The organism is Streptomyces sp. NPDC051180 (assembly GCF_040689545.1).
Taxonomy (GTDB): Bacteria; Actinomycetota; Actinomycetes; order Streptomycetales; family Streptomycetaceae; genus Streptomyces.
This window is the reverse complement of the sequence record NZ_JBFBBC010000001.1, coordinates 1-23,473: the sequence shown is the minus strand read 5'-3', so window position 1 is coordinate 23,473 and position 23,473 is coordinate 1. Positions and strand designations below refer to the sequence as shown.

Below are 23,473 nucleotides of genomic sequence, written 5' to 3'. Positions count from 1 at the left end.
CCGGACGGCATCACCCGCCGGGCAGGACCGGCTCCGGACCGGGCACGATGGGCCGATGGACCGCGACCTCCAGGTGCCCGAACTCGCCGCCGAGCGCGGCTTCACGCTGCGGCCCTGGCGCCTCTCCGATCTTCCGCTGGTGCGGGAGGCGTCGGAGGACCCGTACATCCCGACGATCACGACGGTCCCGACGCCGTACTCCGATCCGGCGGGGGTGGCGTTCGTCGAACGGCAGTGGGGCAGGGCCGCGGTGGGCACGGGCTACCCGTTCGTCCTCGTGGACCCGGACGGACGCCCGGTCGGCAACGCGGGCCTCTGGACGAGGCCGGACCCCGGCCTCGCGTCGGTGGGTTACTGGGTCGTGGCGTCGGCACGCGGCCGCGGCGCCGCGCTGAGCGCGCTGCGGGCCGTGGCCGGCTGGGCGCTGCGGGACCTGGGGCTCACCCGTCTCGAACTGCAGGTCGAACCGTGGAACACCGCGTCCGTGCGGACCGCCGAACGCGCCGGCTTCCGCCGCGAGGGGCTGCTGCGGGACGGCCTCCGGATCGGCACCGGCACGCGCGACGTGCTCCGGTACGCGTACCCGGGCGGGGAGGACGGTGGCGAGAAGGATGCCGGACCGGCGAGGACGCCGGGACGGTGAGCCGTCCGGAGAGCGGCGCCTGACCCCGGCCCGCCCGCGGGAAGGGTTGGAGGGCGTCCGTCCTCCGGAAGGGCCGGTGTCAGCCGTGGGAGAGCAGCGCCGCGGTGAGCTCGGCCGCGCGGCGGTGCCAGAGGGCCGCGCCGCGGATCATGGCGTGTCCGCCGATCGGCATGGGGATGCCCGCCGCGTCCGCGCCGGCCGCCCGGGCCCTGCGGACGAACTCCCACGACTCGCGGGCCGAGGTCACGCGGTCGGCCTCGTCATGCAGCAGGTAGAGCCGCCGGCCGCCGAGGTGGTCGACGGGTTCGCCGGTGGGGCACCAGGGGGCGAGGGCGACGACCCCGCGGACGGCCGGGTCGCCGGCGGTGCGGAGCGCCGCTCGGCCGCCCATGGAGTGTCCCAGCAGGACGACGGGGACGGGGCCCGCCTCCTCGCGCAGCCGCGCCAGGGCGGCCTCGGCGTCCCGGGCGGCGTCGGCGCGGTCGCCGTTCCAGCCGCGGTGCTCGTAGCGCACCTCGGCGATCAGCACGTCACGGCCCCGGACGGCGCGCGTCACGGCGGCGGCGAAGGGGCGCATGCGGAGTGCGGGGAGGTTCAGCGCGGGCGGCGGCTCCGATCCGTCGGCGCGGCCGCCGTGGAGCAGCAGCACGGCGGCCGTGGGCGCCTCGGGCGCGTTGCGTACGAGGAGCGTGCCGGGACCGCCGGCCCGGCGGGTCCTGCACCCCGTCATCGCGCGGCCGTCCCGCTCGTACGGGCCGTGCCGGCCGCGTGACCGGGCCGCTGCGCCATGGGGGCCTCCAGGAGTCGGTGGGCACTCCCCGCGGCGAGCGGTCCGGCCGTCACGCGCGGGGAGAGAAAGGTGAGGCCCGCAGTCTGCCAGTTCCTCCACGCCGTCAGGAACAGCGCCCGCGGGGTGGGGCGCGGCGGCGGGGAGTCACGTGGTGGTGAGCGGTCCGTCGACGGGTACTTCGGTGCCGCGGGCCGGTCGGCCGGGTCCGGGTCCGAAGCGCGGCGGGTCAGGCGCCGACCGCCTCGGCGACCAGGACCCGGCGCATGCGCTGGAGGCCCCGGCGGGCATGGCTCTTCACCGTGCCCAGGGGAAGTCCCGTCCGGTCGGCGATCTGCACCTGTGTCAGGTCGGCGAAGAAGGCGAGGGCGAGCACGTCGCGCTGGACGCTCGGCAGGCGCGCCAGTTCGCGGGTGACGACGATCCGGTCGAGGACGTGTCCGGGCTCCTCCGGCGAGGCCGAGGCGGAGGCCGGCGGCAGGGCCGCGCCCGCCGCGGCGACCAGGTCGTGCCGGCGGGTCCGGGCGGTCAGGGCGTCGGCGGTCTTGCGCCGGGTGATGCCGACCAGCCACGCGGGCACGGGGCCGCGCCGGGGGTCGTATCCGGCCCGGCCGCGCCAGGCGGCGAGGAAGACCTGCTGGGTGACGTCCTCGGCCTCGCGCGGGTCGCCGAGGACGCGGGCCGCGAGGGTGTGCACCAGGGTGCTCCAGCGCCGGTGGGCGAGGGCGAGGCAGCGTTCGTCGCCCTCGACGAGCCCGCGGCCGATCTCCTCGTCCGAGAGCGTGTCGTACGGGTCGCCGGGACGCACGGGCCGGTCGGCGCGGGCGGGCTGGTCTGTGGTGGTCATGGCGGGCTCTCCTCCGCCCGGAGCCCGGTGCTCCCGGCCTCCTCAGCGTCCGGTGGGAGGAGGCGCCGCCGCAATTCGCATCGTTCGTGCGTCGACTTGTGCGCCGGGGGTCAGTCCCTGCCGCGGGCGTGCCGGAAGCGGGCGAGGCCGTCCGCGAGGTCGACGATCGGGTCGGGGTAGTCGTACGAGGCGCGGTCGAGGCCCTTGAGCCGCCACGGTTCGTGGATCGAGGAGCCGGGCAGCTCGGCGAGTTCCGGGATCCAGCGGCGGACGTAGGCGCCGTCGGGGTCGTACCGCTTGCCCTGGAGGACGGGGTTGAGGACCCGGTGGGGCCGGGTGTCGGTGCCCGTGCCGGCCACCCACTGCCAGTTGAGCTGGTTGTTGGCGACGTCGCCGTCCACGAGGAGGCCCAGGAAGTGCCGGGCGCCCTCGCGCCAGTCGACGTAGAGCGTCTTGGCGAGGAAGGAGGCGGTGAGCAGCCGGCCCCGGTTGTGCATCCAGCCCTCGTGGGCGAGTTGACGCATCGCGGCGTCCACGACGGGGTAGCCCGTCCGGCCCTCCCGCCACGCGTCCAGGTCCGCCTGCGCCTCCTGCCCCCGCCGCCAGTGGTCGAGCCGCGGCCGGTAGTCCTCGACGGCCGTCTCGGGGCGTGCGGCGAGCACCTGGTGGTGGAAGTCCCGCCAGCACAGCTGGCGGACGAAGGCGTCGGCGCCCGGACCGCCGCGGGCCCGGGCCCGGTGGACAGCCTCGGTCGGCGAGACCGCGCCGAAGTGGAGGTAGGGCGAGAGGCGCGAGGTCTCGTCGCCCGCGAGGTCGTCGTGGGTCTTCTCGTAGGTGTCGACGTGCCGGGACAACCAGCTTCCGAGCCTGCGCCGGCCCTCCGCCTCGCCACCGGTGGCCAGGCCCTCGGACACGTCGGCCACCGAGGACCGGTCCGGCAGCGGCTCCGAGCGCAGCCCGAGGGGCACCCGCACGGCCCGCGGGGCCGCGAGGGGGCTGCGCAGCTGCTCCGCCGACCAGCGCTTGTGGTAAGGAGTGAAGACGGCGTAGTGGTCCGAGCCCTGCGGGGTGACGTCGCCGGGGGGTACGGCGGTGGTGACGGCGTCGTGCACGTACAGCCGGCATCCGGCGGACTCCAGGGCCTCCCGCAGCCGCGCCTCCCTCGCCCGCGCGAAGGCCGAGTACCCGGCGGACATGTGGACCTCGTCGGCCTCCGCCCGCCGCACCACCGCGCACACCTCGGTCACCAGGTCGCCACCGCGCACGATCAGCCGCCCGCCGCGCTCCTCCAGGCCGGCGTCCAGGCCGGCCAGGCAGTCCGCGAGGAAGGCGAGCCGGTTCGGCGCCGCGAATCCGGCCCGGTCGACGGCCGGGTCGCGGACGAACAGCGGCACCACCTCGTCCGCCTCCTCCACGGCGGCGCGCAGGGGCGGGTGGTCGTGCACGCGGAGATCGGAGGTGAAGAGGACGACGGAGACGGTCATGGCGCCACTCCCGGGGTTCGGTCACCGGGAGGTCGGGCCACGGGGACCGGGCGCACCCGGCGGGGTGCTGTGCTGGTGGGCTGAGTACGGACGTGCTGCGTGGTGGTGTCCTGCACTCCCCTTCCGCTCGCGGGCCCCCGCCGGATGCGGCCGCCCGACTGCGCCCCGCGGCTACCCCGCCTCGCCCGCCACGGGCGCGTCGGGCACGGGGGCCCGGGCCGCGGCGGCCTTCTCCGCCGTCCGCGCGATGTTCCTGGCCATGCCGCCGAAGACGACGGCGTGGAAGGGTGCGACGCTCCACCAGTACGCGTGCCCCGCCAGGCCGCGGGGGTGGAAGAGGGCGCGCTGGCGGTAGCGGGTGCGGCCGGTGGCGTCGTCGTGTTCGGCGCGCATCTCCAGCCAGGCGAGGCCGGGCAGCCGCATCTCGGCGCGCAGCCGGAGCAGGCTGCCGCGCTCGATCTCCTCGACCCGCCAGAAGTCGAGGGCGTCGCCGACCCTGAGCCGCTGGGCGTCGCGCCGTCCGCGGCGCAGGCCCACGCCTCCGACGAGCCGGTCGAACCAGCCTCGTACGGCCCAGGCGACGGGGAAGGAGTACCAGCCGTTCTGTCCTCCGATGCCCTCGATGACCTGCCACAGCTCCTGCCGGCCCGCCTCGACGGTCCGCTCCCGCTCGTCGGTGTAGAGGCTGCCGCCGGCCCAGTCGGGGTCGGTGGGCAGCGGGTCGCTCGGGGCCCCGGCCAGCGAGGCGGAGGACCATCGGGTGGTCACCCTGGCCTCCCTGACGCGCTGGAGGGCGAGCCGGAGGGCGCGGTCGAAGGGGACGGGGGTGCCTGCCGGGTCGGGCACGTGGTCGGCGATGTCGTGCTCGGCGCAGACCACCTCGTACCGCAGCGACTCGGCGAGCGGGCGGGCCAGCGCCGCCGGCACGGGGGTGACGAGCCCGATCCAGTGACTGGAGAGACGCGGGGTGAGCATCGGGACGGGCACGATCACCCGCGGGCGGAGGGCGGCGACCTCCGCGTAGCGGACCATCATGTCGTGGTAGGTCAGGACGTCGGGTCCTCCGATGTCGAAGGCCCGGTTGACGTCCGCCGGCATGCGGGCGCTGCCGACCAGGTAGCGCAGCACGTCCCGCACGGCGATGGGCTGGACCCGGGTGCCGACCCAGCTCGGCGTGACCATCACGGGGAGCCGCTCGGTGAGGTAGCGGAGCATCTCGAAGGAGGCGGAGCCGGAGCCGATGACCACGGCGGCGCGCAGGACGGCCGTGGGGACGCCGGAGTCCAGGAGGATGCGGCCGACCTCGGCCCGTGACCGCAGGTGCGGCGAGAGCTCCTGCTCCGGGATCCCGGCCGGGGTGAGGCCGCCGAGGTAGACGATGCGGCGCACCCCCGCGGCGCGGGCCTCCTCGGCGAAGGTCCGGGCGGCGCGGCGGTCGGTCTCCTCGAAGTCGGGACCCGAGGAGAGGGAGTGCACCAGGTAGTAGGCCACCTCCACGCCGCGGAACGCGGGACGGAGCGTCTCCGCGTCGGTGACGTCGCCCCGCACCACCTCGACCTCGTCCGCCCACGGGTGGTCCCGGAGGTTGGCCGGCGTACGGGCCAGGCAGCGGACGCGGTGCCCCGCGCCGAGCAGCTCGGGGACGAGGCGCCCGCCGATGTACCCGCCGGCGCCGGTCACGAGGCAGAGCGAGGTGTCGGGGACCGGGTCGGGCGAGGACGGGCCGGAGACCGGGTCGGGCGACGGCGGGCCGGGGGCCGGGTCCGGTCCCGGGTCGGATGGCGCGGGGGTGGGGTGCGTCGCCATGGGATGTGCTCCGTTCCGTCCCGGGGGGGGTGGCCGCGGCGCCGCGCGGGCGGTCGCCACGTGGATTCTTCTCTCCCGACGGCCGGGACGGATGCGCGGGAGCGACGTCTATAGGCTGGGCCTGTGGCCCGCGAAGATGACCGAGACGCTACCGCCGCCCCCGGGGGCACGGCGGGTGACCTGCAGAGCTTCGCCGTCGCGCTGCGCCGGACGCAGGGCGAGATCAACCGCCTGGTCCACGGCTTCGCTCAGACGCAGGGGCTGCATCCCACGGACGTGCAGGCGCTGGCGGTCGTCCTGGACAGTCCGGAGCCGCTGACGCCCGGCCGTCTGCGGGAGCATCTCGGCCTCACCTCCGGCGCGGTGACGGCCTGTCTGGACCGGCTGGAGAGGGCCGGCCACATCCGCAGGTCCAGGGACAGCACGGACCGTCGGGTCGTGCACGTCCGGTACGAGGACGGGGCGAAGGCCGCCGCCCGCCGGTACTTCCTGCCGCTCGCGGAGGCCGCGGAGCGGGCGCGCGAGCAGTTCGACGCCGAGGAGCTCTTGGTGGCCCTGCGCTTCCTGAACACGCTGAACGAGGAGCTCGGGGCGCTCCGCGTCCCCCGTCGCTGAATCGGGTGCATCCGTTCGGGCGGGCGCGCCCGAAGTGGCGGGCGAGAGCAGTCTCGTACCGGTCGGCTTCGTCGTACCCGCAGGACACGTGAGCGGAGCCGTCGTGATACATATTTCTCTCAATCATTGAGATAGTTAATGGTCGAGACACAGTTCGGAGTCCCCATGCCCCGCGCCCTGCGCCGGACCCGCTTGCTCCTACCCCTGGCACTCCTCGCCGTCTGGCTCGTCGTCGGAGGCGGCCTCGGCCCCTTCGCCGGCCGGCTCGGCGAGGTGTCCACCAACGACCAGGCCGCCTTCCTGCCCCGCAGCGCCGAGTCGACCCGCGTCATCGAGGAGCAGAAGCCCTTCCGCGCCGGGGAGACCGTGCCCGCGATCGTGGTGTGGACGGCCCGCGACGGTGACGCGCCGGTCACCGGCTCGGCGGCCGAGGCGACCGAGGCCGTCGCCGCGCTGGCGGGACGTCCGGGCGTCGCCGGCCCGCCCTCCCCCGCACTGGCCTCGGAGGACGGCCGGGCGCTGCGGGCCGTCGTGCCGCTCCGCCCCGACCTGGGCGACACGCTGCCGGAGACGCTCGACACGGTCCGCGCGGCGGCGGCCGCGGTGCCGGGAACGACCGTGTGGATCGCGGGGCCCGCGGCGAGCCAGGCCGACCTGGCCGGCGCGTTCGCCGGGATCGACGGACTCCTGCTGGGCGTCGCGCTGATCGCGGTGCTGCTGATCCTGCTCGTCGTCTACCGCAGTGTCCTGCTACCCCTGATGATCATCCTGGGGGCGGTCTTCGCCCTGGGTCTGGCCTGCGCGATCGTCTACGTGCTCGCCGACGCGGAGCTGGTCAGGGTCGACGGCCAGGTGCAGGGCATCCTGTCCATCCTGGTGATCGGCGCCGCGACCGACTACGCCCTGCTGCTCGCCGCCCGCTACCGCGAGGAGCTCGCCGCCCCCGGCGCGGACCGCTACGCCGCCATGCGCAAGGCCCTGCGCCGCTCCGTCGAGCCGATCGTCGCGAGCGCTGCCACGGTGGCCCTCGCCCTGATCGCCCTCCTCGTGAGCGACCTGGCCAACAACCGGGCGCTCGGCCCCGTCGGCGCGATCGGCATCGTCTGCGCGGTCGTCAGCACCCTGACCTTCCTGCCCGCCGCCCTGGTCCTCGCCGGCCGCGCCGCGTACTGGCCGGCCCGCCCGACGTCGCTCCCCGCCGAGGCCGGCCCGGACGCCCCCGTGACCGGCACCCCGGACACGGCGGACGCGCCCACTGTCACCGGCCGGACCACGGCCGGAGCGAAGGCGGCCCCCTCCGTCGCGAAGGGCGGCCAGGCCATCTGGCAGCGCATCGCGGACCTCGTGGACCGCGCCCCCCGCAAGGTGTGGGCGGTCACCCTCGCCGGCCTGCTGGCCTGCGCCGCCTTCGCACCCGCCCTCGACTCCCGCGGCGTGCCGCTCGACGAGATCTTCGTGAACGACGCGCCGTCCGTCGCCGCGCAGGAGACCCTGGGCCGGCACTTCCCCGGCGGCGCGGGCAACCCGGCCGTGATCATCGCCGACGCCGGGGCGGCCGACCGGGTGGTGGCCGCAGCCGAGGGCGTGGCCGGCGTCGCCTCGGCGTCCCCGGTGGACGCCACGGGCCGCCCGGCTCCCACGGCGCCGCTCGTCGTGGACGGCCGGGTGCGGATCGACGCCACGCTCGGCGCCTCGTCCGACAGCGACGCCGCCCGGGAGACGCTCGCCCGCCTCCGTACCGCCGTCCACGCCGTCCCGGAGGCGAACGCACTGGTCGGCGGTTCCACCGCCCAGCAGTACGACACCCAGCGCACGGCCGCGCGGGACCGCGCGCTCATCGTCCCCGTGGTCCTGGCGATCATCCTGCTGATCCTGATGGCGCTGCTGCGCGCCGTGGTGCTGCCCGTGCTCCTCGTCCTGACGGTGGCGCTCAACTTCGCCGCCACCCTGGGCGTCTCGGCGCTCGTCTTCGAGCACGTCCTCGGCTTCACCGGCACGGACGCCTCGGTCCCGCTGTACGGCTTCGTCTTCCTCGTCGCGCTCGGGGTCGACTACAACATCTTCCTGATGTCCCGGGTCCGGGAGGAGTCGCTGCGCCACGGGGTGCGCGAGGGCGTGCGCATCGGTCTGACCGCGACCGGCGGCGTGATCACCTCGGCCGGCGTGGTGCTGGCCGCCACGTTCGCCGCGCTCGGCGTGATCCCGCTGGCCTTCCTGGTGCAGATCGCGTTCATCGTCGCCTTCGGCGTCCTGCTCGACACCCTCGTGGTCCGCTCGCTCCTCGTCCCGGCGCTCGTGCGGGACCTGGGTCCCCGGGCCTGGTGGCCGGGCGCGCTCAGCCGCCTTCCCGAAGACGGCGAGCGGTCCGACCAATCCGCGGCCTCCTCCGCTCCGAAGGAGGAGTGCACCCCAGGAAACACAGGAGGGCACATCCGGTGAGAGAGCACGCACGGGTCGGCGCAGGCCGGGCCCCGGACCAGGGCGACGAGGCGCTGCCCGAGCTGATGGCCCGGGTCGCGCAGGGGGACCAGGACGCCTTCGCGGCCGTCTTCGACCGGGTCTCCGGGCCCGTCCTCGGCGTGGTCCGCTCGGTGCTGCGCGATCCCGCGCAGTCCGAGGAGGTCGCCCAGGAGGTGATGGTCGACCTCTGGCGCTCCGCCGCCCGCTACCGCTCCGACCGGGGCACGGTCCTGAACTGGTCGCTCACCCTCGCCCACCGCCGGGCGGTGGACCGGGTGCGCTCCGAGCAGGCGGCCTCGGACCGGGCCCGCCGGGTCGCGCTGCTCGATCACACACCGGCGTACGACGAGGTGACCGAGGAGGTGGAGAACCGGCTGGACCGCGAGCGGGTACGACGCTGCCTGCGCGGTCTGACCGAGCGCCAGCGGCAGTCCGTCACCCTGGCCTACTACCGGGGCCTGACCTACCGGGAGGTCGCCGAGCTGCTCTCGCTGCCGCTGGGGACCGTGAAGACCCGGATGCGCGACGGACTCATCCGGCTCCGCGACTGCCTGGGGGTGACGGCGTGACCGTCGACGACCTGCACACGCTGACCGGCGCCTACGTCCTCGACGCCCTGGACGGCGTCGAGGAGCGGGACGCCGTGGAGCGGCACCTGGCCCAGTGCTCCGCGTGCGCCGCCGAGGTGCGCGAGCTGTCGGAGACGGCGGCCCGGCTCGGGCTCGCCGCCGCCGAACCGGTCCCGGCCGCGCTGCGCGCCGAGGTGCTCCGCCGGATCCAGGGGGTGCGCCAGCTGGCCCCGGTGACCCCGCACTCCGGGCGCGCGTCCGGCGGCGGCCTCGGCCTGCGCCGGCTGCCGCGCTGGGCGCTGGCCGCCTCGGTCGCCGGGGTGGTCGCGCTGGCCGGTGTGGCGGGGATCGAGTACCGGCGCGCGGAGGACGCCGACCGGCAGGCGGCCCGGGCCGAGGCCCAGGCGGCGGCCGTGGCGGCGGTCCTGGCCGCGCCGGACGCCCGGGTGTCGACGGCTCGCCTCGCCGACGGCGCCGTGGGCACGCTCGTCCACTCCCCGTCCCTGGACCGGGCGGTGTTCGCGGCCGCGGGGATGCCGACGCCGCCCCCCGGCAAGGTCTACCAGCTCTGGTACGACGACTCCGGGACGATGCGGCCGGCCGGTCTGATGCCCACGGGGACGGAGAGCTCCGCCACCCTCCTCGCGGGCGCGGTGAACGGGTCCTCGGGCATCGGCATCACCGTGGAGCCCGAGGGCGGCTCGCCCCGCCCGACCTCGGCACCGGTCGCCACCATGGCCATGCCGAAGGTGTGACGGCGCCCCGCGGGGAAGGCGTCCACGCGCGGCGGGTCCCGGGTCCGACGGCCCCGGGAGCCGCCGCTACGGCGTCCCCGGGGTGCCCGTCGGGGCGGCCGGGGCGGGGCAGGCCACCGTTCCCGGCCGGACGGCGAGCTTGAGCTCGGGCGTGGTGAGCAGGCCCGGGATCTGGAAGTCCTGGGCCGTGCCGACGATCCGGTCGAACTTCGCGTAGCGCGCCTGGATCCCGAACCGGTGCGGGGGGCTGTCCAGCGGGTTGACCACGTACGCGCCTCCCGCGTCCTTGACGGTCTTCACGTCGGCGCCGTTGACGTTGAGGTCGACGACGCCGTCCATGTCGAGGACCCCGGTGGCGCTGCGCAGGTCGAGGACGGTGTTCCTGGTCCTGATCTCCCAGGAGCCGGGGTCGTCGTCGCCGAGCGTCAGCAGCAGCGTGTACGTCGCTCCCGCGATCTCCTGCCGCCGGCTCAGGCACAGTCCGTTGAGCACGCCGTCGGCGAAGCCCATGCGGAGCACCCGTACGGTGGCGGTGCTCCCGTCGGGCCGTACGACGGTCTGGTCGACGACGGCGGCACCGTACTGCGTCCCGTAGAGGCTGCTGGTGGTGAAGTCGACCGGCCGGTCCTGGATGCGGAGCCCGACGGCCAGCGCTCCGCCGGCCATGGCGGTGCCGATGCCGCCGGCGGCGAGCAGCGCCGGCACGGCGACGGCGAGGGAGCGGCGCCAGTGGGTGCGTCCCTCGACGAGGCGGTGGCCGGGGCTCACGGGGTGGTCACCGTGATGGTCCCGGGGAGGTGGACGGGGTTGTCGGTGGAGTCGAGTGCGGCGTGGTCGTCGACCGTGCGGATCGCGTAGATGTCGCCGACGAAATCCTCCGCGCCTGCGGTGAGCGGGATGAACGAGCCGAAGAAGTCGAGCAGGCCCTGCACCCCGCAGATCCTGACGAGGACCCGGACGCAGACGTGGGTGATGTTCCCCCACATCGTGGTCGTCTCGGGCTTCCCCGCGCTGTCGTAGCCGCCGAGGGAGCCCTCCCCGGGCACGTCGATGGTGACGGTGTGACCGGCCGCGCGCTGGGTCACGTTCATGTGCGAGCGGATCTTGAGCTTGGTGAAGGTGTACTGGGTGGTGGTCCGCGTCGTGCCGTCGGAGAGCCGGATCGTGACGTTCTTGTCCACCGTCATCGAGACGGCGACCATGCTGGAGATCGTCACGTGCAGCGGGTCGGGGGCGGGCAGGAAGGGCACACCCAGCGGCTGGGGGGCGGCGGCCGGTCCGGCGGCGCTGCTCGGCTGCCCGGACCAGAGGGCCGTCACGACGGCGAGCAGCAGGGCGGCCGGCACCGCGAGCGCCTTGTGACGCGCCCGGGCGCTCACCCGTCCACCGCCTCGCGCGTCCGGCACGGGCGCTTGGCGCCCCAGCCGACCGTCATCGAGCCGCCGAGGACCCCGAGCGCCATGCCGAGGAGGAACCCGCCGAGGTTGGAGACGACCAGCGAGACGACCGCGAGGACCGCGCCGATCAGCCCGAAGGTGTACCGCTGGGCGGGCAGAGCGATCGGGATGAGCCCGCAGAGGATCATCCCGCCGCCGACGAGGTAGCCGGCGATCCCCCCGAACCCCGTGCTGACGATCAGCTGGAGCGAGCTGAGGGAGAACCTGAGGACGGTCCAGCCGCCCGCGACCAGCCACACCCCGCCCCAGAACGGCCGGGTGCGGCGGAAGGCGCGGAACCACAGGCGCGCCGCCCTCGCCCGGCTCAGCATGTCGTCGCCGATCCCGCGACGACCCTGATCCTGAGGTCGGGCAGGACCAGCGCCCCGGCCATCTCCGCGTCGTACGCGGTGGCGTTCAGGCCGTGGAGCCTGATCGAGCTGCCGCCCTCGCCGCCCGCCGAGCCGAGCCCGAAGCCGCCGGGCAGGGCGCCGGTGAGCGGCTTGCCGGCGACGGTGACCTGGTCGGCGGACTGGCCGAGCACCGCGTTCTGGAGGGTGGTCGGTCCGTACGCCTGGAGTTCGGTGGCCTGGATGTACAGGTTGGAGGCGTCGATGTCGGTGGTGAAGCTCCCCGGTGGAGTCGCCGCCACCTTCTGGCCGCCCGTCAGGAGCAGCGAGTACGGCACTCCGGCGATGGTCTGGTGGACGATGCCGCACAGTCCCGCGAGCCCCGCGCTGGCGAAGCCCACCCGCGCCATGGCCGTGTCGGTGGTCGAGGTGCCGTCCGGCCGCCCCACGGCGGGGGTGTTGACGATCGCTCCGAAGCCGGTGCCCTCGACTCCGTTGGAGGTCAGCCTGAAGGGCTGCCCGGTGACGCTGAAGTTCGCGGCGAGCGCGCCCTGCGCCAGCGCGGTGCCCAGGGCGCCGATGGCGAGGACCGAGGGGACGAGGGCGAGCGCGCCGCGCCCCCAGCGGGTGCCCCGCCGGGTGCCGTCGGCCGCCTCGGCGAGCATCCGGGCGTTCCAGTCGGCGACGGCGCGCGGGCCGGCGGCGCGGGCCCGGGCGAGGGACCGCCCGATGCGGTCTGTCCGGCGTGTCATACGGATCCGCTCCCGACCGACACGGGGGGCACGGGCGGTGGGCCGGCCGGCCGTCGCGTACGGCGCAGCAGGCCGCCGCCGCTCCTCCCGGCCGGCTTCTCGGGGAGCCACGCGAAGGCCATGGAGCCGCCGAGGACGGAGAGGAACATGCCGACGAACAGGCCGCCGAGGTTGGACAGGGGGAAGGAGGCGACCCCCGCGATCACCGCGAGGACGCCGGCGGTGTGCCGCTGGCCGGGCATCAGCAGGATCAGCGCGGCCATCGCCATCAGGACGACGCCGCCGGCCATGCCGGCGATCCCTCCGACGCCGACCTGGAGGATCTTGCCGAGCGGCGCCATCGGCAGGAAGAAGACGACGAAGCCGCCGGCGCCGGTCCACAGGGCCGCCCAGAAGGGCCGGGTGCGGCGCCAGCGGCGGAACGCGCGGCGCGCGCGGCGCTGTCGGCTCGGGGCGGGCCCCTCGGTCGGCTCGGGCGGCGGATCGGTGGTCATGGCTGCCTCTCAGCGGTGGGTCGGGGGGGAGGGGCCGGGTCCCCGCGCGCGTACCGGTCGCGCGGGGACCCGGTCCGTGAGGGTGGCGGGTGGCGCGCGGGGTCAGCAGCCCTTGTCGCCGTGGGCGATGGCGATGGCGAGGTCGGGCAGGGTGATCGCGCCGGAGATCGTGGCGCCGTTGGCGTCGGCGCTGAGGTTCCTGATGTCGGTCCGGCCGCCGGTGGCGTCGAGGCCGAACTGGCCCGGGGTGCCGTCGTTGATGCCGGTGCCCTTGATCCCGGCGCCGTCGGCGGCCGCGCCGATGACGTTCGGGGTGGCGTCGCCGGCGTTCAGCGTGGCCGTCGCCGCCTTCAGCGACTGGGCGTCCAGGACGAGTTTGTTGGCCTGGAGCCCGGCGCCGGAGACGAGCTGGTCGCTGGTGAGCGGGGTCGCCGCGGCGGGCGAGGAGATGTTGAGCGACCAGGTGCCCAGACTCCCGATGACGGGGAGGTTCACGGACTGGACGGCGTGGACGCAGATGCCGTCGAGCCCCGCCTTGGCGATGCCGACCTCGGCGGCGCCCTTGGCCCCGCCGGCGTCGATGGTGTGCATCACCGCGCCGATGCCCTGGGGCGCGGCGACGGTCTTCGAGCTGAGGGTGAAGGGGACGCTGGTCAGCGAGAGGTTCGCGGCGAGCGCACCCTGGACCATCGCCGTGGCCATCGCGGCGACGGCCGCGGTCGCCGGAAGGGCCAGGAAGGCCGATCTCCGCCAGCGGGTGACGCCCCTGGTCTCGTTCTGCATGTGATCTCCAACCGTCGTCCCGCACGAGGCGCGCGGGTGGGGAGGCGAACGCAGCCGTACGTCCCGCGGCCGGATGGTCCGAGACGGATGACACCGTGCGGCTGCCTGTTCGAGAATTGGACACTCTTGGAGGGAGTGTCAACACTTCGGACAATCCTGGGAAGAATTGCGCCGGCACTAGGCTTGGCCGATGCCACGCTTCAGGGAGACGGTCCGGACACTGCTGCGCGAGCGGCTGCTGGACGCCGCGTACGAGGCGGTCGCGGACCGCGGCTTCGACAAGCTGCGCATGGCGCACCTGGCCGACGCGGTCGGCGTCAGCCGCCAGACGCTGTACTCCGAGTTCCCCTCGAAGGAGGCCGTCGGCGAGGCCCTCTTCCGACGCGAGCTGGAGCGCTGCCTCGTCGGCATCCAGCAGGGCCTGGACGCGCACCCCGACGACCTGCACGCGGCCGTCGAGGCGGCCGTCGGCTTCACCCTCACGCTCGCCGGCCGCAATCCGCTGATCAAGGCCATGCTGACCAGCACCGGCGAGGACGGACTCCTCTCCTACCTGACCACGCGCTCCGCGGCGGCCTTCGACACGGCGACGGCGATGGCGGACGCCTACGTCACCGAGGCATGGCCGAGCGTCGACCCCGTCGCCCGCGAACTCGCCGTGGACGCGGCCGTCCGGCTCACCGCCAGCCACATCGTCCAGGCCGGCCCCTCACCCGAGGTGTCGGCCCGTCGCATCGCCGACACCGTCGTCCGGGTCGCCCTGAGCACCGGCCACGAGAACGCGCACCAGGGGCCGCGAGGCGCGGTGCCGGACGCCGCGAGCCCGGCATGATCGGCAGGACACCCCCCAGGCGCCGCTCTCCGGATCGCGCCCGCCGCGCGGGGCCCGGCCGTCACGGGCTCGCCCCCCGGTACTCCTCCAGCACGGGACGGTGGCCGATGTCCCGCGCCGAGGCGACGGGGAAGGCCCGCAGTCCGACCCTCCCCTCGACCCGGCCGATCTCCCCCCAGCCGTACACCCGCGAGTCGTCCGACAGGTCGGGGTTGTCGCCCAGGTAGAAGAAAGCACCCTCGGGGACGGTCCTCAGCCCCGGCCGCCCCGACCGCGTCCCGTCCGGCGCACAGCAGGCCCCGGTACGCCGGGCCTGCGCGTCCCACTGCGGCGCCACCACCCGGTACACCGGCCCCCGCCCGCCCTCCTGGAGCAGGACCACGAACGGCTCGTCGGGAGTGGAGACCACCGCCACCCGATCACCGGGCAGCCCGATCACCCGCTTGACCAGCAGCGCGTCCCTGCCCGTCGCCCGCAGCAGCACCACGTCGAACCGGTGCGCCTCCCCGTCCGACCCCGGCGCCACGAGTACGCGGTCCCCCGGCCGGAGCGTCGGCGCCATGCTCGTCCCGTCCACCCGCACCGCCAGAGCCGTCACCGCCACCCCGGCCACCGCGCAGAGCAGCACGACCACCCCCGCGGCGACCCCGACCGCCCGCCCCGCCCTCACCGGCCACACTCCCCGCCCGGAGCCCTCGCGCCCCCGGACCCGTCCCTTTCGGTCATGCCGGGACGGTAGGCCCACCCACGCACCACGGCCGTGACCGTACCGCTCAGGGTTGTTGACCCCGGGGGCGCCGGCGGGCGGGCGGCCGGTGCCTCACTCGTGGCGGCCGCCCTGGGAGAGGGGGGCCGCCGTCCCGGGGCGGGCGCGGTAGGCGCGGGGGGTCTCGCCGGTCCAGCGGCGGAAGGCGCGGTGGAAGGCGCTGGGTTCGGAGAAGCCGAGTCGGTGGGAGAGGCGTTCGATGGAGACGCGGCCGGCGGCCAGCTCCGCGATGGCGTGGTCGCGCCGCACCTGGTCGCGGAGGCGCTGGTAGGTGGTGCCTTCGGCGGCCAGTCGGCGGCGGAGGGTCTGCGGGCTGACGGCCAGCCGCTCGGCGAGCTGTTCGGGGGTGGGCACGGGCCCGGCGGGGAGGGCGCGGCCCATGAGGTGGCGCACCCGGCCCGTCACCGTGGCGCCGTGGTCGGCGCGGACGAGCACGTCGACCGGGGCGCGGCGCAGGAAGGTCTTGAGCGCCGCCGCGTCGCGCAGCACGGGTTCGTCGAGGTCCGCGCGGTCGAAGACGGCGACGGTGCGGGCCGCGCCGAAGACGCAAGGGGCTCCGAACAGAAGGGCGTGCTCGCGCGCGTGCCGGGGGGCGGGATGGACGAACTCGACCCGCCGCAGCCCGATCCGGCGCCGGATGAGCCAGCCGGCGAAGCGGTCCGCGACGAGCACTGTGGACTCCGCGCCGAAGTGGAGCGGATCGTCGTACGCGGAGACGTCGAACTCCACGCGGGCCTCGTCGGGTTCGCCGTCCCCGCCGGGTACGGGCTCCACGAGCCGGAAGCGCGGTCCGGCGGGGAACAGGGAGTAGAAGGTCTGGCAGCGGCGGAGCGCCTCGCGCAGGTCCCGGCTGCCGTGGACGGCGACGTGGGCCATCATCGCGAACGTGCCCACCTTGCTGGGCGCCCCGCCGAAGCCGATCAACTCGTCGTCCAGCGTGGCCCACAGCATCCGAAGGAGCCGGCAGAACTGGTCGGCCGACACGCGCGCGCGGGGGTCGTCGACGAGTGCGGCAGGCAGCCCGGCGCGCGTGAGCAGCGACGTGGCGGCCATCCCGCGCCGCTCCGCGCCCAGGAGCACGGCCCGTACGTGATGGGCGCCGACCGAGTGCGTCGGCATGTACGGGCCCCCGTTCCGGCGACGTCGGGCAGCCCCGGGCAGCCAGGGCTGGACACTTTCATCGAAGGATGTCCAACTTCCGACACTCTACTGCGAACTGTAAGGCGGTCGAAGACCCCATCCTGTGAACGGGACACAGCTCACAGCCGTACCGTCAGGTGCCGACAGCAGTGCACCGAGGGAAGAGGGGCAGTACATGAGCGGAGTGGCACGCCGGACGGTGGTCGCGGCGGCGGGCAGCGCGGGCCTGGCGGCGGCGCTCGCCGCCTGCGGGGGCGGCGCGGACGACAAGAACACGGCGGCGGACACGCCGACGGACGCCCCGCTGGCCAAGACCGGGGACATCCCGGTGGGCGGCGGGAAGGTACTCGCCGACCGGGGGCTGGTGATCACCCAGCCGAAGGCCGGCGAGTTCAAGGCGTTCTCCTCGAAGTGCACGCACGCGGGGTGCGCCGTGGGCGCCGTCGAGGGCGGCGCGATCGTCTGCCCGTGCCACCAGAGCCATTTCGACGTGTCGGACGGCAGTGTGAAGTCCGGCCCGGCGACCGCCCCGCTGCCGCCGATGCCGATCCAGGTGGTGGGCGAGGAGATCAGCCTCGGCTGACGGCGCCTCCGGGACGCCCGGCGCCCCTGGGCGCCTTCCAGCACGCCAGGACGTCGTCGGTCGTCGTGATCGTGGCGACCAGCGCGAGGGTGTGCCGGATCATCGCGGGGGTGTAGTCGGCCGGCACCCCCGCGATGGCGTCCCCGGGCACCACCACGGTGTAGCCGAGGTTCACGGCGTCGAAAACCGCGTTGGGCACGGCCACGTTGGCGGAGACGCCGGTGACGATCAGCGTCCGGCAGCCGAGGTTGCGCAGCAGCGCGTCGACGTCCGTGCCGGCGAGCGGCGAGAGCCCGTGCAGACGCCGCACGACGAGGTCCTCGTCGGCGACCTCGATCGGTTCGGCGATCCGTACCGCCGTACTGCCGCTGTGCTGCTGCACGGGCAGCCGGGCGGCGGCCCGGAACAGCCGCGCGTTGGAGTTGGCGCCCCGTCCGTCGGGACGCCGCTCGGCGACGGCGTGGACGACCTGGACGTCGGCCTCGTGCGCCGCGGCGACCAGCCGCGCGACGTTCCTCAGGGCGCCCGACCTGCGGGCCGCCAGGGCCAGTTCGGGCAGGGCGCTCTCCGGTCCGACGACCCCCTGCTGGCATTCGACGGTGAGCAGCACGACCCCGCCGTCCGGCCGGAGCCGCTCCCCGAGCCGTTCTGTCGAACTCTGACCCATGGTCTCCCCTTGCACGCGCGCGGATGGCCCTCCATGCTTTCTGACGTCTCGTCAGAAATCTAGAAGGGTGCGCACGATGAGCGTCGCACAGCGCCGCGGACGCCGGATCATGATGACCCCGGCCGAGCTCGACTCCTTCCTCGCCGAACAGCGCACCTGCCGGGTCGCCACCGTCTCCGCCGACGGCCGACCACACGTCAGCGCGCTCTGGTTCGCCTGGGACGGAACCTCCCTGTGGCTGTACTCGATCACCCGTAGCCGCCGCTGGGCGGAGCTCAGGGCCGATCCGCGGATCGCGGTCGTGATCGACGACGGCGAGGAGTACGGCGACCTGCGCGGGGTCGAGCTGTCGGGCACCGCCGTCTTCGTCGGCGAGGCGCCGCGCACCGGCGCCCCCTGTCCCGAACTCGACGTCCCCGAACAGCTCTTCGCCGCCAAGAACTTCGGCCTCTCCGAGATGCCCCACGACGGACGCCACGCCTGGCTCCGCCTCACCCCGGACGCGGTCGCGTCGTGGGACTTCCGCAAACTGGCCGCCCTCTGACGGGCCCGTCCACCCCGGCCGGCACCGCGGGCTCCCGGCCCGCGACGGCCGGGGCTTCCGGCGCAGGTCAGCTCTCCAGCGGCCCGGCGGCCGCGCGCAGGGCGCTCACCACGGCCCGTACGGAGGGGCGGCGGCCCGCGTCGGCGCGCCAGGTGGCGTAGATGTGGCGGCGGACCTGCTGGCGTACGGGAACGAAGACGACGCCGTCCGGCACCGCGCGGCCGAGCCGCGGGGTCACGCAGACGCCGAGGCCCGCCGCGACGAGCGCGAGCTGGGTGTGGTGCTCCCCCGCCAGGTGGCCGATGCGCGGCTCGATGCCCTGCGACCGCAGGGTGAACATCAGCCAGTCGTGGCAGAACTCGCCCTCGGGCCAGGACACCCACTCCTCGTCGGCGAAGTCGACCAGGTCCACGGCGTCCTGCCCGGCGAGCCGGTGCCCGGCGGGCAGGGCCACGTCGGCGGTGTCGTCGAGGAGGTGGGCGCGCTGCAGGCCGCCGGGGACAGGTGCCCGCTTGTTGCTCCAGTCCAGGACGAGCGCGAGGTCGGCGTCGCCGCGGAGCACCGCGCGGACACCCTGCTCGGGTTCGAGTTCCGTCGTGCGGACGCGGAGCTCGGGATGCCCCTCGCGCAGGGCGGCGAGCGCGGTGGGGAAGAGCCCGCGGGCGGCCGTCGGGAAGCCCGCGACCCGTACCTCGCCCACGACCTGTCCGCGCTGGGCCTCGATGTCGGCCTGGGCCAGCTGGACCTGGGAGAGGATGCGGGCGGCGTGCTCCGCGAGCAGGAGGCCGGCGTCGGTGAGGCGCACTCCCCGGCCGTTCTTGGCGAGCAGCTGCTGCCCCACCTCGCGCTCCAGCTTGGACAGCTGCTGGGAGACGGCCGAGGTCGTGACGTGCAGTCCGTCGGCCGCGCCGCTGACCGAACCGTGCCGCGCGAGGGCGTCGAGCGTGCGCAGGCGCTCCATATTCAACATGTAAGCGATGCTAAGGGAAGGGGTCGAGGAATTCTCGCTTGTTCTACGACGTCGGTCCGGTCACCCTGAGGGGCATGAGCCCCGCAGCACCGCCCTCGCCGTCACCCGCCCGCACCGCCGCCCCCGCCCCCGCCTCCGCCGCCCGCGCGACCCCCGCCGGTCCCGGCCGTGGCGCACGGCTGCTCGACTGGCGGGTCCGCTTCGGCGCACTGGCGCTGATCTGGGGTTTCAGCTTCCTCTTCATCAAGGTCGGCACGGAGGGCTTCGCCCCGTTCCAGGTCACCTTCGGGCGGCTGCTGTTCGGCACGGCGGTGCTCGCCGTCGCCCTCGTCGTGAAGCGTGACCGCCTTCCGCGGGGAGCCCGCGTCTGGGGCCACCTGACGGTCGCGGCGTTCCTCCTCAACGCGCTGCCGTTCTCGCTGTTCGCGTACGCGGAGCTGACGATCCCCTCGACCCTCGCGGGCATCTGCAACGCCACCACCCCGCTCTGGGGCATGCTGCTCTCGCTCGTCGCCCTCTCCGAGGACCGCCCGACCCGGGTCCGCGCCGCCGGCCTCGGCATCGGCTTCATGGGCGTCCTCACGGTCCTCGGCGCCTGGCAGGGCTTCTCCGGCCTCGACGTCACCGGCACGGCGCTCGCCCTGCTCGCCTCCTTCAGCTACGCGGTCGGCTGGATCTACGTCCGCCGCACCCTCGCCGACACCGGCGCCTCCCACCTCTCCCTCGCCGGCTCCCAGGTGGGCCTCGCCACCCTCCAGCTCGCCGTGGTCACCCCGCTCTTCACCTCGGTCCCCCACTCCGTCGAACTGCTCCCCCTCCTCGCCGTCATCGCGCTCGGCGCGCTCGGCACGGGGTACGCGATGCTCCTCCAGTACGGCGTCGTCGCCGAGGTCGGCCCCACCACTGCCTCGATGGTCACCTACTTCATCCCCGTCATCGCCACCACCGCCGGCGTCGCCCTCCTCGACGAACACCTCACCTGGAACACCCCCGTCGGCGCCCTCGTCGTCCTCGCCGGCGCCGCCCTCACCCAAACCCGAACCTCCCGCCGCCCCCGCCCCTGACCCCGCCGGCGCGGGCCCACCCTCGGACGGGGCCGTGGGCCCACCCCGTTGTGGGCAATCGTTCCGCCGGGGCGGGCCCACCCATCGGACGGGGCCAAGGGGTCCACCTCGTTGTGGGCAATCGTTCCGCTGGGGCGATGGGGGTCCCCCCTGCTCGAGCGAAGCCGAGAGCTTGGGGGAGGGTGGGCACAACGGAACAGCGCCCCCTGCCGGGCCTAGGCTCCAGGCATCCCTACCCGAAGCTCCGCGCCACCCCCCTCCGCGCCGCCCCCGCCACCGCATCCGCCAGCGGCTCGATGTCGGACGGGGAGAGGAAGGAGACGGTCAGCCGGACGGCCGGCCCCGTGTTCATGCGGAAGCGCGCACCGGGCGCGACCGCCCACCCCTCGGCGATGAGCCGGGCGACGGCGGCGGTCTCGTCGGCGACGGGGACCCAGACGTTCATGCCGCCGCGGCCGTGCGCGGGGACGCCCCGACGGGCGAGGGCGCGGACGAGGCCGTCGCGGCGCCTGCCGTAGGAGCGGGAGACGGCGGAGGGGTCGACGGCGTCGGCGGCCCACAGGTGGGCGACGGCACCCTGGAGGAGGCGGCTGACCCAGCCGGGGCCGAGCTGCTGGCGGCCGAGGACGCGGTCGAGGGTCTCGGGGTCGCCGGTGAAGGCGGCGATGCGCAGGTCGGGGCCGTACGCCTTGGCGACGGAGCGGACGAGGACCCAGTGGTCGGTGACGCCGGCGAGCGGGTGGAGCGGCTGGGAGACGATGCCGTGGCCGTGGTCGTCCTCGACGAGGAGGACGTCGGGGTGGGCGGCGAGGACGCGGCGCAGGGCGTGGGCGCGGTCCGCGGTGACGCACGCTCCGGTGGGGTTCTGCGCGCGGTCGGTGACGATGACGGCGCGGGCGCCGTCCTGCCGGATGGCGCGTTCGACGTCCTCGGGGAGCGGCCCGTCGTCGTCGACGGGGACGGGGACGGGCCGCAGGCCGAGCGCGGGGACGAGGTCGAGGAGGCTGCCCCAGCCGGGGTCTTCGACGGCCACGGCGTCGCCGGGCCTGAGGTGGGCGGCGAGGACGCGCTCGACGGCGTCGAGGGAGCCGGAGGCGACGCCGACGGGTCCGTCCGGCACCCCGTCGGCGTCGAAGGCGGCACGTGCGAGCCGGGCGAACTCCTCGTCGACCGGGGCTTCTCCGTACAGGCCGGGGTGCTCGGCGTACCGCCGCGCGACCTCGGCGAGGGCGTCGCCGAGCGGCGGCAGCAGGGCGGGGTCGGGGCTGCCGTTGCTCACGTCCCGCACGCCGGCGGGGGCGTCGACCCGGATGGAGCCGCGCGCGGTCGTGGCGGGCCGGGGCCGGACGCGGCTGCCGCGCCGTCCGTCCGTCTCGATGACGCCGCGTTCCCGCAGGGTGCGGTAGGCGGCGGCGACCGTATTGGCGTTCACGCCGAGCGTCTGGGCCAATTCGCGCATGGGCGGCAGCAGTTGACCGGGCTCCAGGGCTCCCGTGCCGACTCCGCGCTCCACGCTGGCGGCGATGTCCGATGCGCGACGACCTTCGATCCGATACTCTCCTAGCACAAAAGAGATTATGCACTAGTGCAATGGAGTACGCAATGACCGCCGCCGCCGAGACCTACACGCCCACCGACCGGACCGTGCCCACCCGCTCCAGGCAGCGTGCGTCGTACGACAAGGCATTGGTCCACTCGATACTCGACGAGGCGTACGTCTGCCACCTCGGCTTCGTCCGCGACGGGGCTCCCGTCGTGCTTCCCACGCTCTACGGCAGGGTCGGCGACCGGCTCTACGTCCACGGCTCGACCGGCTCGCGCCCGCTGCGCGCCACGGGCGACGGGGTGAAGGCCCCCGGCCTGCCCGTCTGCCTGACCGTGACCCACGTCGACGGCCTGGTCCTGGCCCGGTCGGCGTTCCACCACTCGCTCAACTACCGCTCGGTCGTCGTCCACGGCACCGCCCACCAGGTCACCGACCCGGAGGAGCTGCGCACCGCCCTCGACGCCCTCGTCGACCAGGTCGTCCCGGGCCGATCCGCCGACTCGCGGCCCGCGAACGCCAAGGAGCTCGCCGCCACGGCCGTGATCCGGCTCGACCTGGACGAGGTCTCGGCCAAGGTCCGCACCGGCGGTCCCAACGACGACGCCGAGGACCTCGGCCTGCCCCACTGGTCCGGCGTGGTCCCCCTGCAGGGCGGTTACGGCGCCCCGGTCCCGGCCGACGACCTCGACCCGGCCGTCGCCCTGCCCGACTACCTCGCCGCGCTCTGAGGACGGACGGACCCGATGCTGATCCATCCCTGGGACGCCGCCCACGACGAGGGCGAGTGGCGCGCGTGGCTCTCCCGCCACGACTTCGGCCAGCTCGCCGTCAACGGCCTCCCCGGCGACCCGCCGTGGGTGCAGCCGCTGCACTTCCGGTACGACGCCGAGCCGGGCCCGTACGGTCGGGTGCTGGCCCACCTCGCCCGCCCCAACCCGCTGTGGCGGGCCGTCGAGGCCGACCCCGTGGTGCTGCTGAGCGTGGTCGACGACTACGTCTTCGTGCCGGGCACCTGGACGGCCCCTGCCGGCGCCCCGGCCGAGCACGGCACCCCCACCTCGTACTACGCGGCCGTCCAGTTGCGCTGCACCGCACGCGTGGTCGACGACGCGGCGGAGAAGGCCGAGCTGCTCAACCTGCAGGTCGCCCACTTCCAGCCGGACGGCGGCACCGCGCCGGCCGTTCCCGGCGAGGCCCCGTTCGGCCGGATGCTGCCGGGCATCCGGGTGCTGAGCCTCGAGGTGACCGAGGTGCGGGCCAAGTTCAAGTACGCGGGCAACAAGCCGCAGGACGTCCAGGACCGCGTGGCGGACCGACTCGCCGAGCGCTCCGGTCCCGGCGACCTGGCCGCCCGCGCCCACCAGCTCCGCCGCCGCACCACAGGCTGAGACGGAGCCGACGGGGGCACGGGCCGGGCGGCCCGTGCCCTCGCCCCCCCCTTGGGAGGCTTGTCGATCAGGCAGGGCTCGCGCCGGCCGACGAGACGCCCCCTAGGGCCTGTCGTCACATTCCCCTCTGCCCCGCGACGCCTGGCACGCGCTCTCGCCGCACCGGGCGAAAGCGCGAGTACGCCCCGTACG

The 23,473-nt window shown here is 75.0% G+C and carries 26 protein-coding genes; 11 read left to right on the top strand and 15 right to left on the bottom strand.

Annotation, left to right across the window (positions count from 1 at the left end; genetic code table 11):
- The first annotated feature begins 55 nt into the window (after positions 1-55).
- Positions 56-643 (top strand): GNAT family N-acetyltransferase, encoded by a 588-nt coding sequence (locus AB0424_RS00130; RefSeq protein ID WP_366300944.1) that lies wholly within the window; start codon positions 56-58, stop codon positions 641-643.
- A gap of 79 nt (positions 644-722) precedes the next feature.
- Here the strand turns inward: AB0424_RS00130 and AB0424_RS00125 are convergent, their stop codons facing one another.
- From AB0424_RS00125 to AB0424_RS00110, 4 genes are all read right to left on the bottom strand, one after another.
- Complete coding sequence (locus tag AB0424_RS00125; RefSeq protein ID WP_366300942.1) at positions 723-1,373, bottom strand: alpha/beta fold hydrolase; 651 nt, start codon at positions 1,371-1,373, stop codon at positions 723-725.
- Between the two features lie 286 nt (positions 1,374-1,659).
- Complete coding sequence (locus AB0424_RS00120) at positions 1,660-2,277, bottom strand: sigma-70 family RNA polymerase sigma factor (protein ID WP_366300940.1); 618 nt, start codon at positions 2,275-2,277, stop codon at positions 1,660-1,662.
- Positions 2,278-2,387: 110 nt separating this feature from the next.
- Positions 2,388-3,761: a deoxyribodipyrimidine photo-lyase gene (locus AB0424_RS00115; RefSeq protein ID WP_366300938.1), complete on the bottom strand. Its 1,374-nt coding sequence runs from the start codon at positions 3,759-3,761 to the stop codon at positions 2,388-2,390.
- 171 nt (positions 3,762-3,932) lie between these two features.
- Positions 3,933-5,567 (bottom strand): SDR family oxidoreductase, encoded by a 1,635-nt coding sequence (locus AB0424_RS00110; RefSeq protein WP_366300936.1) that lies wholly within the window; start codon positions 5,565-5,567, stop codon positions 3,933-3,935.
- Positions 5,568-5,690: 123 nt separating this feature from the next.
- On the opposite strand from AB0424_RS00110, the gene AB0424_RS00105 reads away from it, so the two are divergent.
- The 4 genes from AB0424_RS00105 to AB0424_RS00090 all read left to right on the top strand — a co-directional run bounded on the left by AB0424_RS00105 (position 5,691) and on the right by AB0424_RS00090 (position 9,966).
- Entirely contained in the window at positions 5,691-6,182 is a 492-nt protein-coding gene (locus tag AB0424_RS00105; protein ID WP_366300934.1) for a MarR family winged helix-turn-helix transcriptional regulator, read from the top strand.
- A 165-nt stretch (positions 6,183-6,347) separates the two neighbouring features.
- Positions 6,348-8,621: an MMPL family transporter gene (locus AB0424_RS00100; protein ID WP_366301824.1), complete on the top strand. Its 2,274-nt coding sequence runs from the start codon at positions 6,348-6,350 to the stop codon at positions 8,619-8,621.
- 53 nt (positions 8,622-8,674) lie between these two features.
- Positions 8,675-9,211 (top strand): ECF RNA polymerase sigma factor SigK, encoded by a 537-nt coding sequence (gene sigK, locus AB0424_RS00095; protein WP_366301823.1) that lies wholly within the window; start codon positions 8,675-8,677, stop codon positions 9,209-9,211.
- The gene (locus AB0424_RS00090; RefSeq protein WP_366300932.1) at positions 9,208-9,966 is read left to right on the top strand and encodes an anti-sigma factor; all 759 of its coding nucleotides are present in this window, start codon (positions 9,208-9,210) and stop codon (positions 9,964-9,966) included. Before sigK ends, AB0424_RS00090 begins: the two co-directional genes overlap by 4 nt.
- Before the next feature lie 66 nt (positions 9,967-10,032).
- Here AB0424_RS00090 and AB0424_RS00085 read toward each other — a convergent pair whose 3' ends face one another.
- From AB0424_RS00085 to AB0424_RS00060, 6 genes are all read right to left on the bottom strand, one after another.
- Positions 10,033-10,734 carry a DUF6230 family protein gene (locus AB0424_RS00085; protein ID WP_366300930.1) on the bottom strand — a complete coding sequence of 234 codons (702 nt, stop codon included), beginning with the start codon at positions 10,732-10,734 and terminating at the stop codon, positions 10,033-10,035.
- On the bottom strand, positions 10,731-11,345 hold the full coding sequence (locus AB0424_RS00080; protein WP_366300928.1) for a hypothetical protein: 615 nt from the start codon (positions 11,343-11,345) through the stop codon (positions 10,731-10,733). Before AB0424_RS00080 ends, AB0424_RS00085 begins: the two co-directional genes overlap by 4 nt.
- Positions 11,342-11,734, bottom strand: a complete 393-nt coding sequence (locus AB0424_RS00075; RefSeq protein ID WP_366300926.1) for a DUF6114 domain-containing protein — start codon at positions 11,732-11,734, stop codon at positions 11,342-11,344. Before AB0424_RS00075 ends, AB0424_RS00080 begins: the two co-directional genes overlap by 4 nt.
- Positions 11,728-12,504, bottom strand: coding sequence for a DUF6230 family protein (locus AB0424_RS00070; protein WP_366300924.1), 777 nt, complete (start codon positions 12,502-12,504; stop codon positions 11,728-11,730). The genes AB0424_RS00075 and AB0424_RS00070 overlap by 7 nt, the downstream gene beginning before the upstream one ends.
- Positions 12,501-12,998: a DUF6114 domain-containing protein gene (locus AB0424_RS00065; protein WP_366300922.1), complete on the bottom strand. Its 498-nt coding sequence runs from the start codon at positions 12,996-12,998 to the stop codon at positions 12,501-12,503. The genes AB0424_RS00070 and AB0424_RS00065 overlap by 4 nt, the downstream gene beginning before the upstream one ends.
- 102 nt (positions 12,999-13,100) lie before the next feature.
- Positions 13,101-13,781, bottom strand: coding sequence for a DUF6230 family protein (locus AB0424_RS00060; protein WP_366300920.1), 681 nt, complete (start codon positions 13,779-13,781; stop codon positions 13,101-13,103).
- Positions 13,782-13,971: 190 nt separating this feature from the next.
- Here AB0424_RS00060 and AB0424_RS00055 point away from each other — a divergent pair, with 190 nt between their 5' ends.
- A complete protein-coding gene (locus AB0424_RS00055) occupies positions 13,972-14,613 on the top strand; it encodes a TetR family transcriptional regulator (RefSeq protein WP_366300918.1) in 642 nt (213 codons plus the stop codon).
- A 61-nt stretch (positions 14,614-14,674) separates the two neighbouring features.
- On the opposite strand, the gene lepB is transcribed toward AB0424_RS00055, so the two are convergent.
- A complete protein-coding gene (lepB, locus tag AB0424_RS00050) occupies positions 14,675-15,283 on the bottom strand; it encodes a signal peptidase I (protein WP_366300916.1) in 609 nt (202 codons plus the stop codon).
- Between the two features lie 150 nt (positions 15,284-15,433).
- Positions 15,434-16,498, bottom strand: coding sequence for an AraC family transcriptional regulator (locus tag AB0424_RS00045; protein ID WP_366300914.1), 1,065 nt, complete (start codon positions 16,496-16,498; stop codon positions 15,434-15,436).
- 196 nt (positions 16,499-16,694) lie between these two features.
- Here AB0424_RS00045 and AB0424_RS00040 point away from each other — a divergent pair, with 196 nt between their 5' ends.
- Positions 16,695-17,102, top strand: coding sequence for a Rieske (2Fe-2S) protein (locus AB0424_RS00040; protein ID WP_366300912.1), 408 nt, complete (start codon positions 16,695-16,697; stop codon positions 17,100-17,102).
- On the opposite strand, the gene AB0424_RS00035 is transcribed toward AB0424_RS00040, so the two are convergent.
- A complete protein-coding gene (locus AB0424_RS00035; RefSeq protein WP_366300910.1) occupies positions 17,089-17,769 on the bottom strand; it encodes a cysteine hydrolase in 681 nt (226 codons plus the stop codon). The genes AB0424_RS00040 and AB0424_RS00035 overlap by 14 nt on opposite strands.
- 76 nt (positions 17,770-17,845) lie before the next feature.
- On the opposite strand from AB0424_RS00035, the gene AB0424_RS00030 reads away from it, so the two are divergent.
- On the top strand, positions 17,846-18,313 hold the full coding sequence (locus AB0424_RS00030) for a pyridoxamine 5'-phosphate oxidase family protein (protein WP_366300909.1): 468 nt from the start codon (positions 17,846-17,848) through the stop codon (positions 18,311-18,313).
- Positions 18,314-18,380: 67 nt separating this feature from the next.
- Here AB0424_RS00030 and AB0424_RS00025 read toward each other — a convergent pair whose 3' ends face one another.
- Positions 18,381-19,283 carry a LysR substrate-binding domain-containing protein gene (locus tag AB0424_RS00025; protein WP_366300907.1) on the bottom strand — a complete coding sequence of 301 codons (903 nt, stop codon included), beginning with the start codon at positions 19,281-19,283 and terminating at the stop codon, positions 18,381-18,383.
- A gap of 74 nt (positions 19,284-19,357) precedes the next feature.
- On the opposite strand from AB0424_RS00025, the gene AB0424_RS00020 reads away from it, so the two are divergent.
- Entirely contained in the window at positions 19,358-20,347 is a 990-nt protein-coding gene (locus AB0424_RS00020; RefSeq protein ID WP_366300905.1) for a DMT family transporter, read from the top strand.
- Between the two features lie 232 nt (positions 20,348-20,579).
- On the opposite strand, the gene AB0424_RS00015 is transcribed toward AB0424_RS00020, so the two are convergent.
- On the bottom strand, positions 20,580-21,914 hold the full coding sequence (locus tag AB0424_RS00015; protein WP_366300904.1) for an aminotransferase class I/II-fold pyridoxal phosphate-dependent enzyme: 1,335 nt from the start codon (positions 21,912-21,914) through the stop codon (positions 20,580-20,582).
- 23 nt (positions 21,915-21,937) lie between these two features.
- On the opposite strand from AB0424_RS00015, the gene AB0424_RS00010 reads away from it, so the two are divergent.
- Both AB0424_RS00010 and AB0424_RS00005 read left to right on the top strand, forming a co-directional pair.
- Positions 21,938-22,621: a pyridoxamine 5'-phosphate oxidase family protein gene (locus tag AB0424_RS00010; protein ID WP_366300903.1), complete on the top strand. Its 684-nt coding sequence runs from the start codon at positions 21,938-21,940 to the stop codon at positions 22,619-22,621.
- A gap of 15 nt (positions 22,622-22,636) precedes the next feature.
- On the top strand, positions 22,637-23,281 hold the full coding sequence (locus AB0424_RS00005) for an FMN-binding negative transcriptional regulator (protein WP_366300902.1): 645 nt from the start codon (positions 22,637-22,639) through the stop codon (positions 23,279-23,281).
- Positions 23,282-23,473: the final 192 nt, after the last annotated feature.

What these genes read in the sequence shown, in the direction of transcription:
- AB0424_RS00130 (WP_366300944.1), top strand. Translation starts at nt 56, where the DNA reads ATGGACCGCGACCTCCAGGTGCCCGAACTCGCCGCCGAGCGCGGCTTC.
- AB0424_RS00125 (WP_366300942.1), bottom strand. Translation starts at nt 1,373, where the DNA reads ATGACGGGGTGCAGGACCCGCCGGGCCGGCGGTCCCGGCACGCTCCTC.
- AB0424_RS00120 (WP_366300940.1), bottom strand. Translation starts at nt 2,277, where the DNA reads ATGACCACCACAGACCAGCCCGCCCGCGCCGACCGGCCCGTGCGTCCC.
- AB0424_RS00115 (WP_366300938.1), bottom strand. Translation starts at nt 3,761, where the DNA reads ATGACCGTCTCCGTCGTCCTCTTCACCTCCGATCTCCGCGTGCACGAC.
- AB0424_RS00110 (WP_366300936.1), bottom strand. Translation starts at nt 5,567, where the DNA reads ATGGCGACGCACCCCACCCCCGCGCCATCCGACCCGGGACCGGACCCG.
- AB0424_RS00100 (WP_366301824.1), top strand. Translation starts at nt 6,348, where the DNA reads ATGCCCCGCGCCCTGCGCCGGACCCGCTTGCTCCTACCCCTGGCACTC.
- AB0424_RS00075 (WP_366300926.1), bottom strand. Translation starts at nt 11,734, where the DNA reads ATGCTGAGCCGGGCGAGGGCGGCGCGCCTGTGGTTCCGCGCCTTCCGC.
- AB0424_RS00070 (WP_366300924.1), bottom strand. Translation starts at nt 12,504, where the DNA reads ATGACACGCCGGACAGACCGCATCGGGCGGTCCCTCGCCCGGGCCCGC.
- AB0424_RS00065 (WP_366300922.1), bottom strand. Translation starts at nt 12,998, where the DNA reads ATGACCACCGATCCGCCGCCCGAGCCGACCGAGGGGCCCGCCCCGAGC.
- AB0424_RS00060 (WP_366300920.1), bottom strand. Translation starts at nt 13,781, where the DNA reads ATGCAGAACGAGACCAGGGGCGTCACCCGCTGGCGGAGATCGGCCTTC.
- AB0424_RS00055 (WP_366300918.1), top strand. Translation starts at nt 13,972, where the DNA reads ATGCCACGCTTCAGGGAGACGGTCCGGACACTGCTGCGCGAGCGGCTG.
- AB0424_RS00045 (WP_366300914.1), bottom strand. Translation starts at nt 16,498, where the DNA reads ATGCCGACGCACTCGGTCGGCGCCCATCACGTACGGGCCGTGCTCCTG.
- AB0424_RS00040 (WP_366300912.1), top strand. Translation starts at nt 16,695, where the DNA reads ATGAGCGGAGTGGCACGCCGGACGGTGGTCGCGGCGGCGGGCAGCGCG.
- AB0424_RS00035 (WP_366300910.1), bottom strand. Translation starts at nt 17,769, where the DNA reads ATGGGTCAGAGTTCGACAGAACGGCTCGGGGAGCGGCTCCGGCCGGAC.
- AB0424_RS00030 (WP_366300909.1), top strand. Translation starts at nt 17,846, where the DNA reads ATGAGCGTCGCACAGCGCCGCGGACGCCGGATCATGATGACCCCGGCC.
- AB0424_RS00025 (WP_366300907.1), bottom strand. Translation starts at nt 19,283, where the DNA reads ATGTTGAATATGGAGCGCCTGCGCACGCTCGACGCCCTCGCGCGGCAC.
- AB0424_RS00020 (WP_366300905.1), top strand. Translation starts at nt 19,358, where the DNA reads ATGAGCCCCGCAGCACCGCCCTCGCCGTCACCCGCCCGCACCGCCGCC.
- AB0424_RS00010 (WP_366300903.1), top strand. Translation starts at nt 21,938, where the DNA reads ATGGAGTACGCAATGACCGCCGCCGCCGAGACCTACACGCCCACCGAC.
- AB0424_RS00005 (WP_366300902.1), top strand. Translation starts at nt 22,637, where the DNA reads ATGCTGATCCATCCCTGGGACGCCGCCCACGACGAGGGCGAGTGGCGC.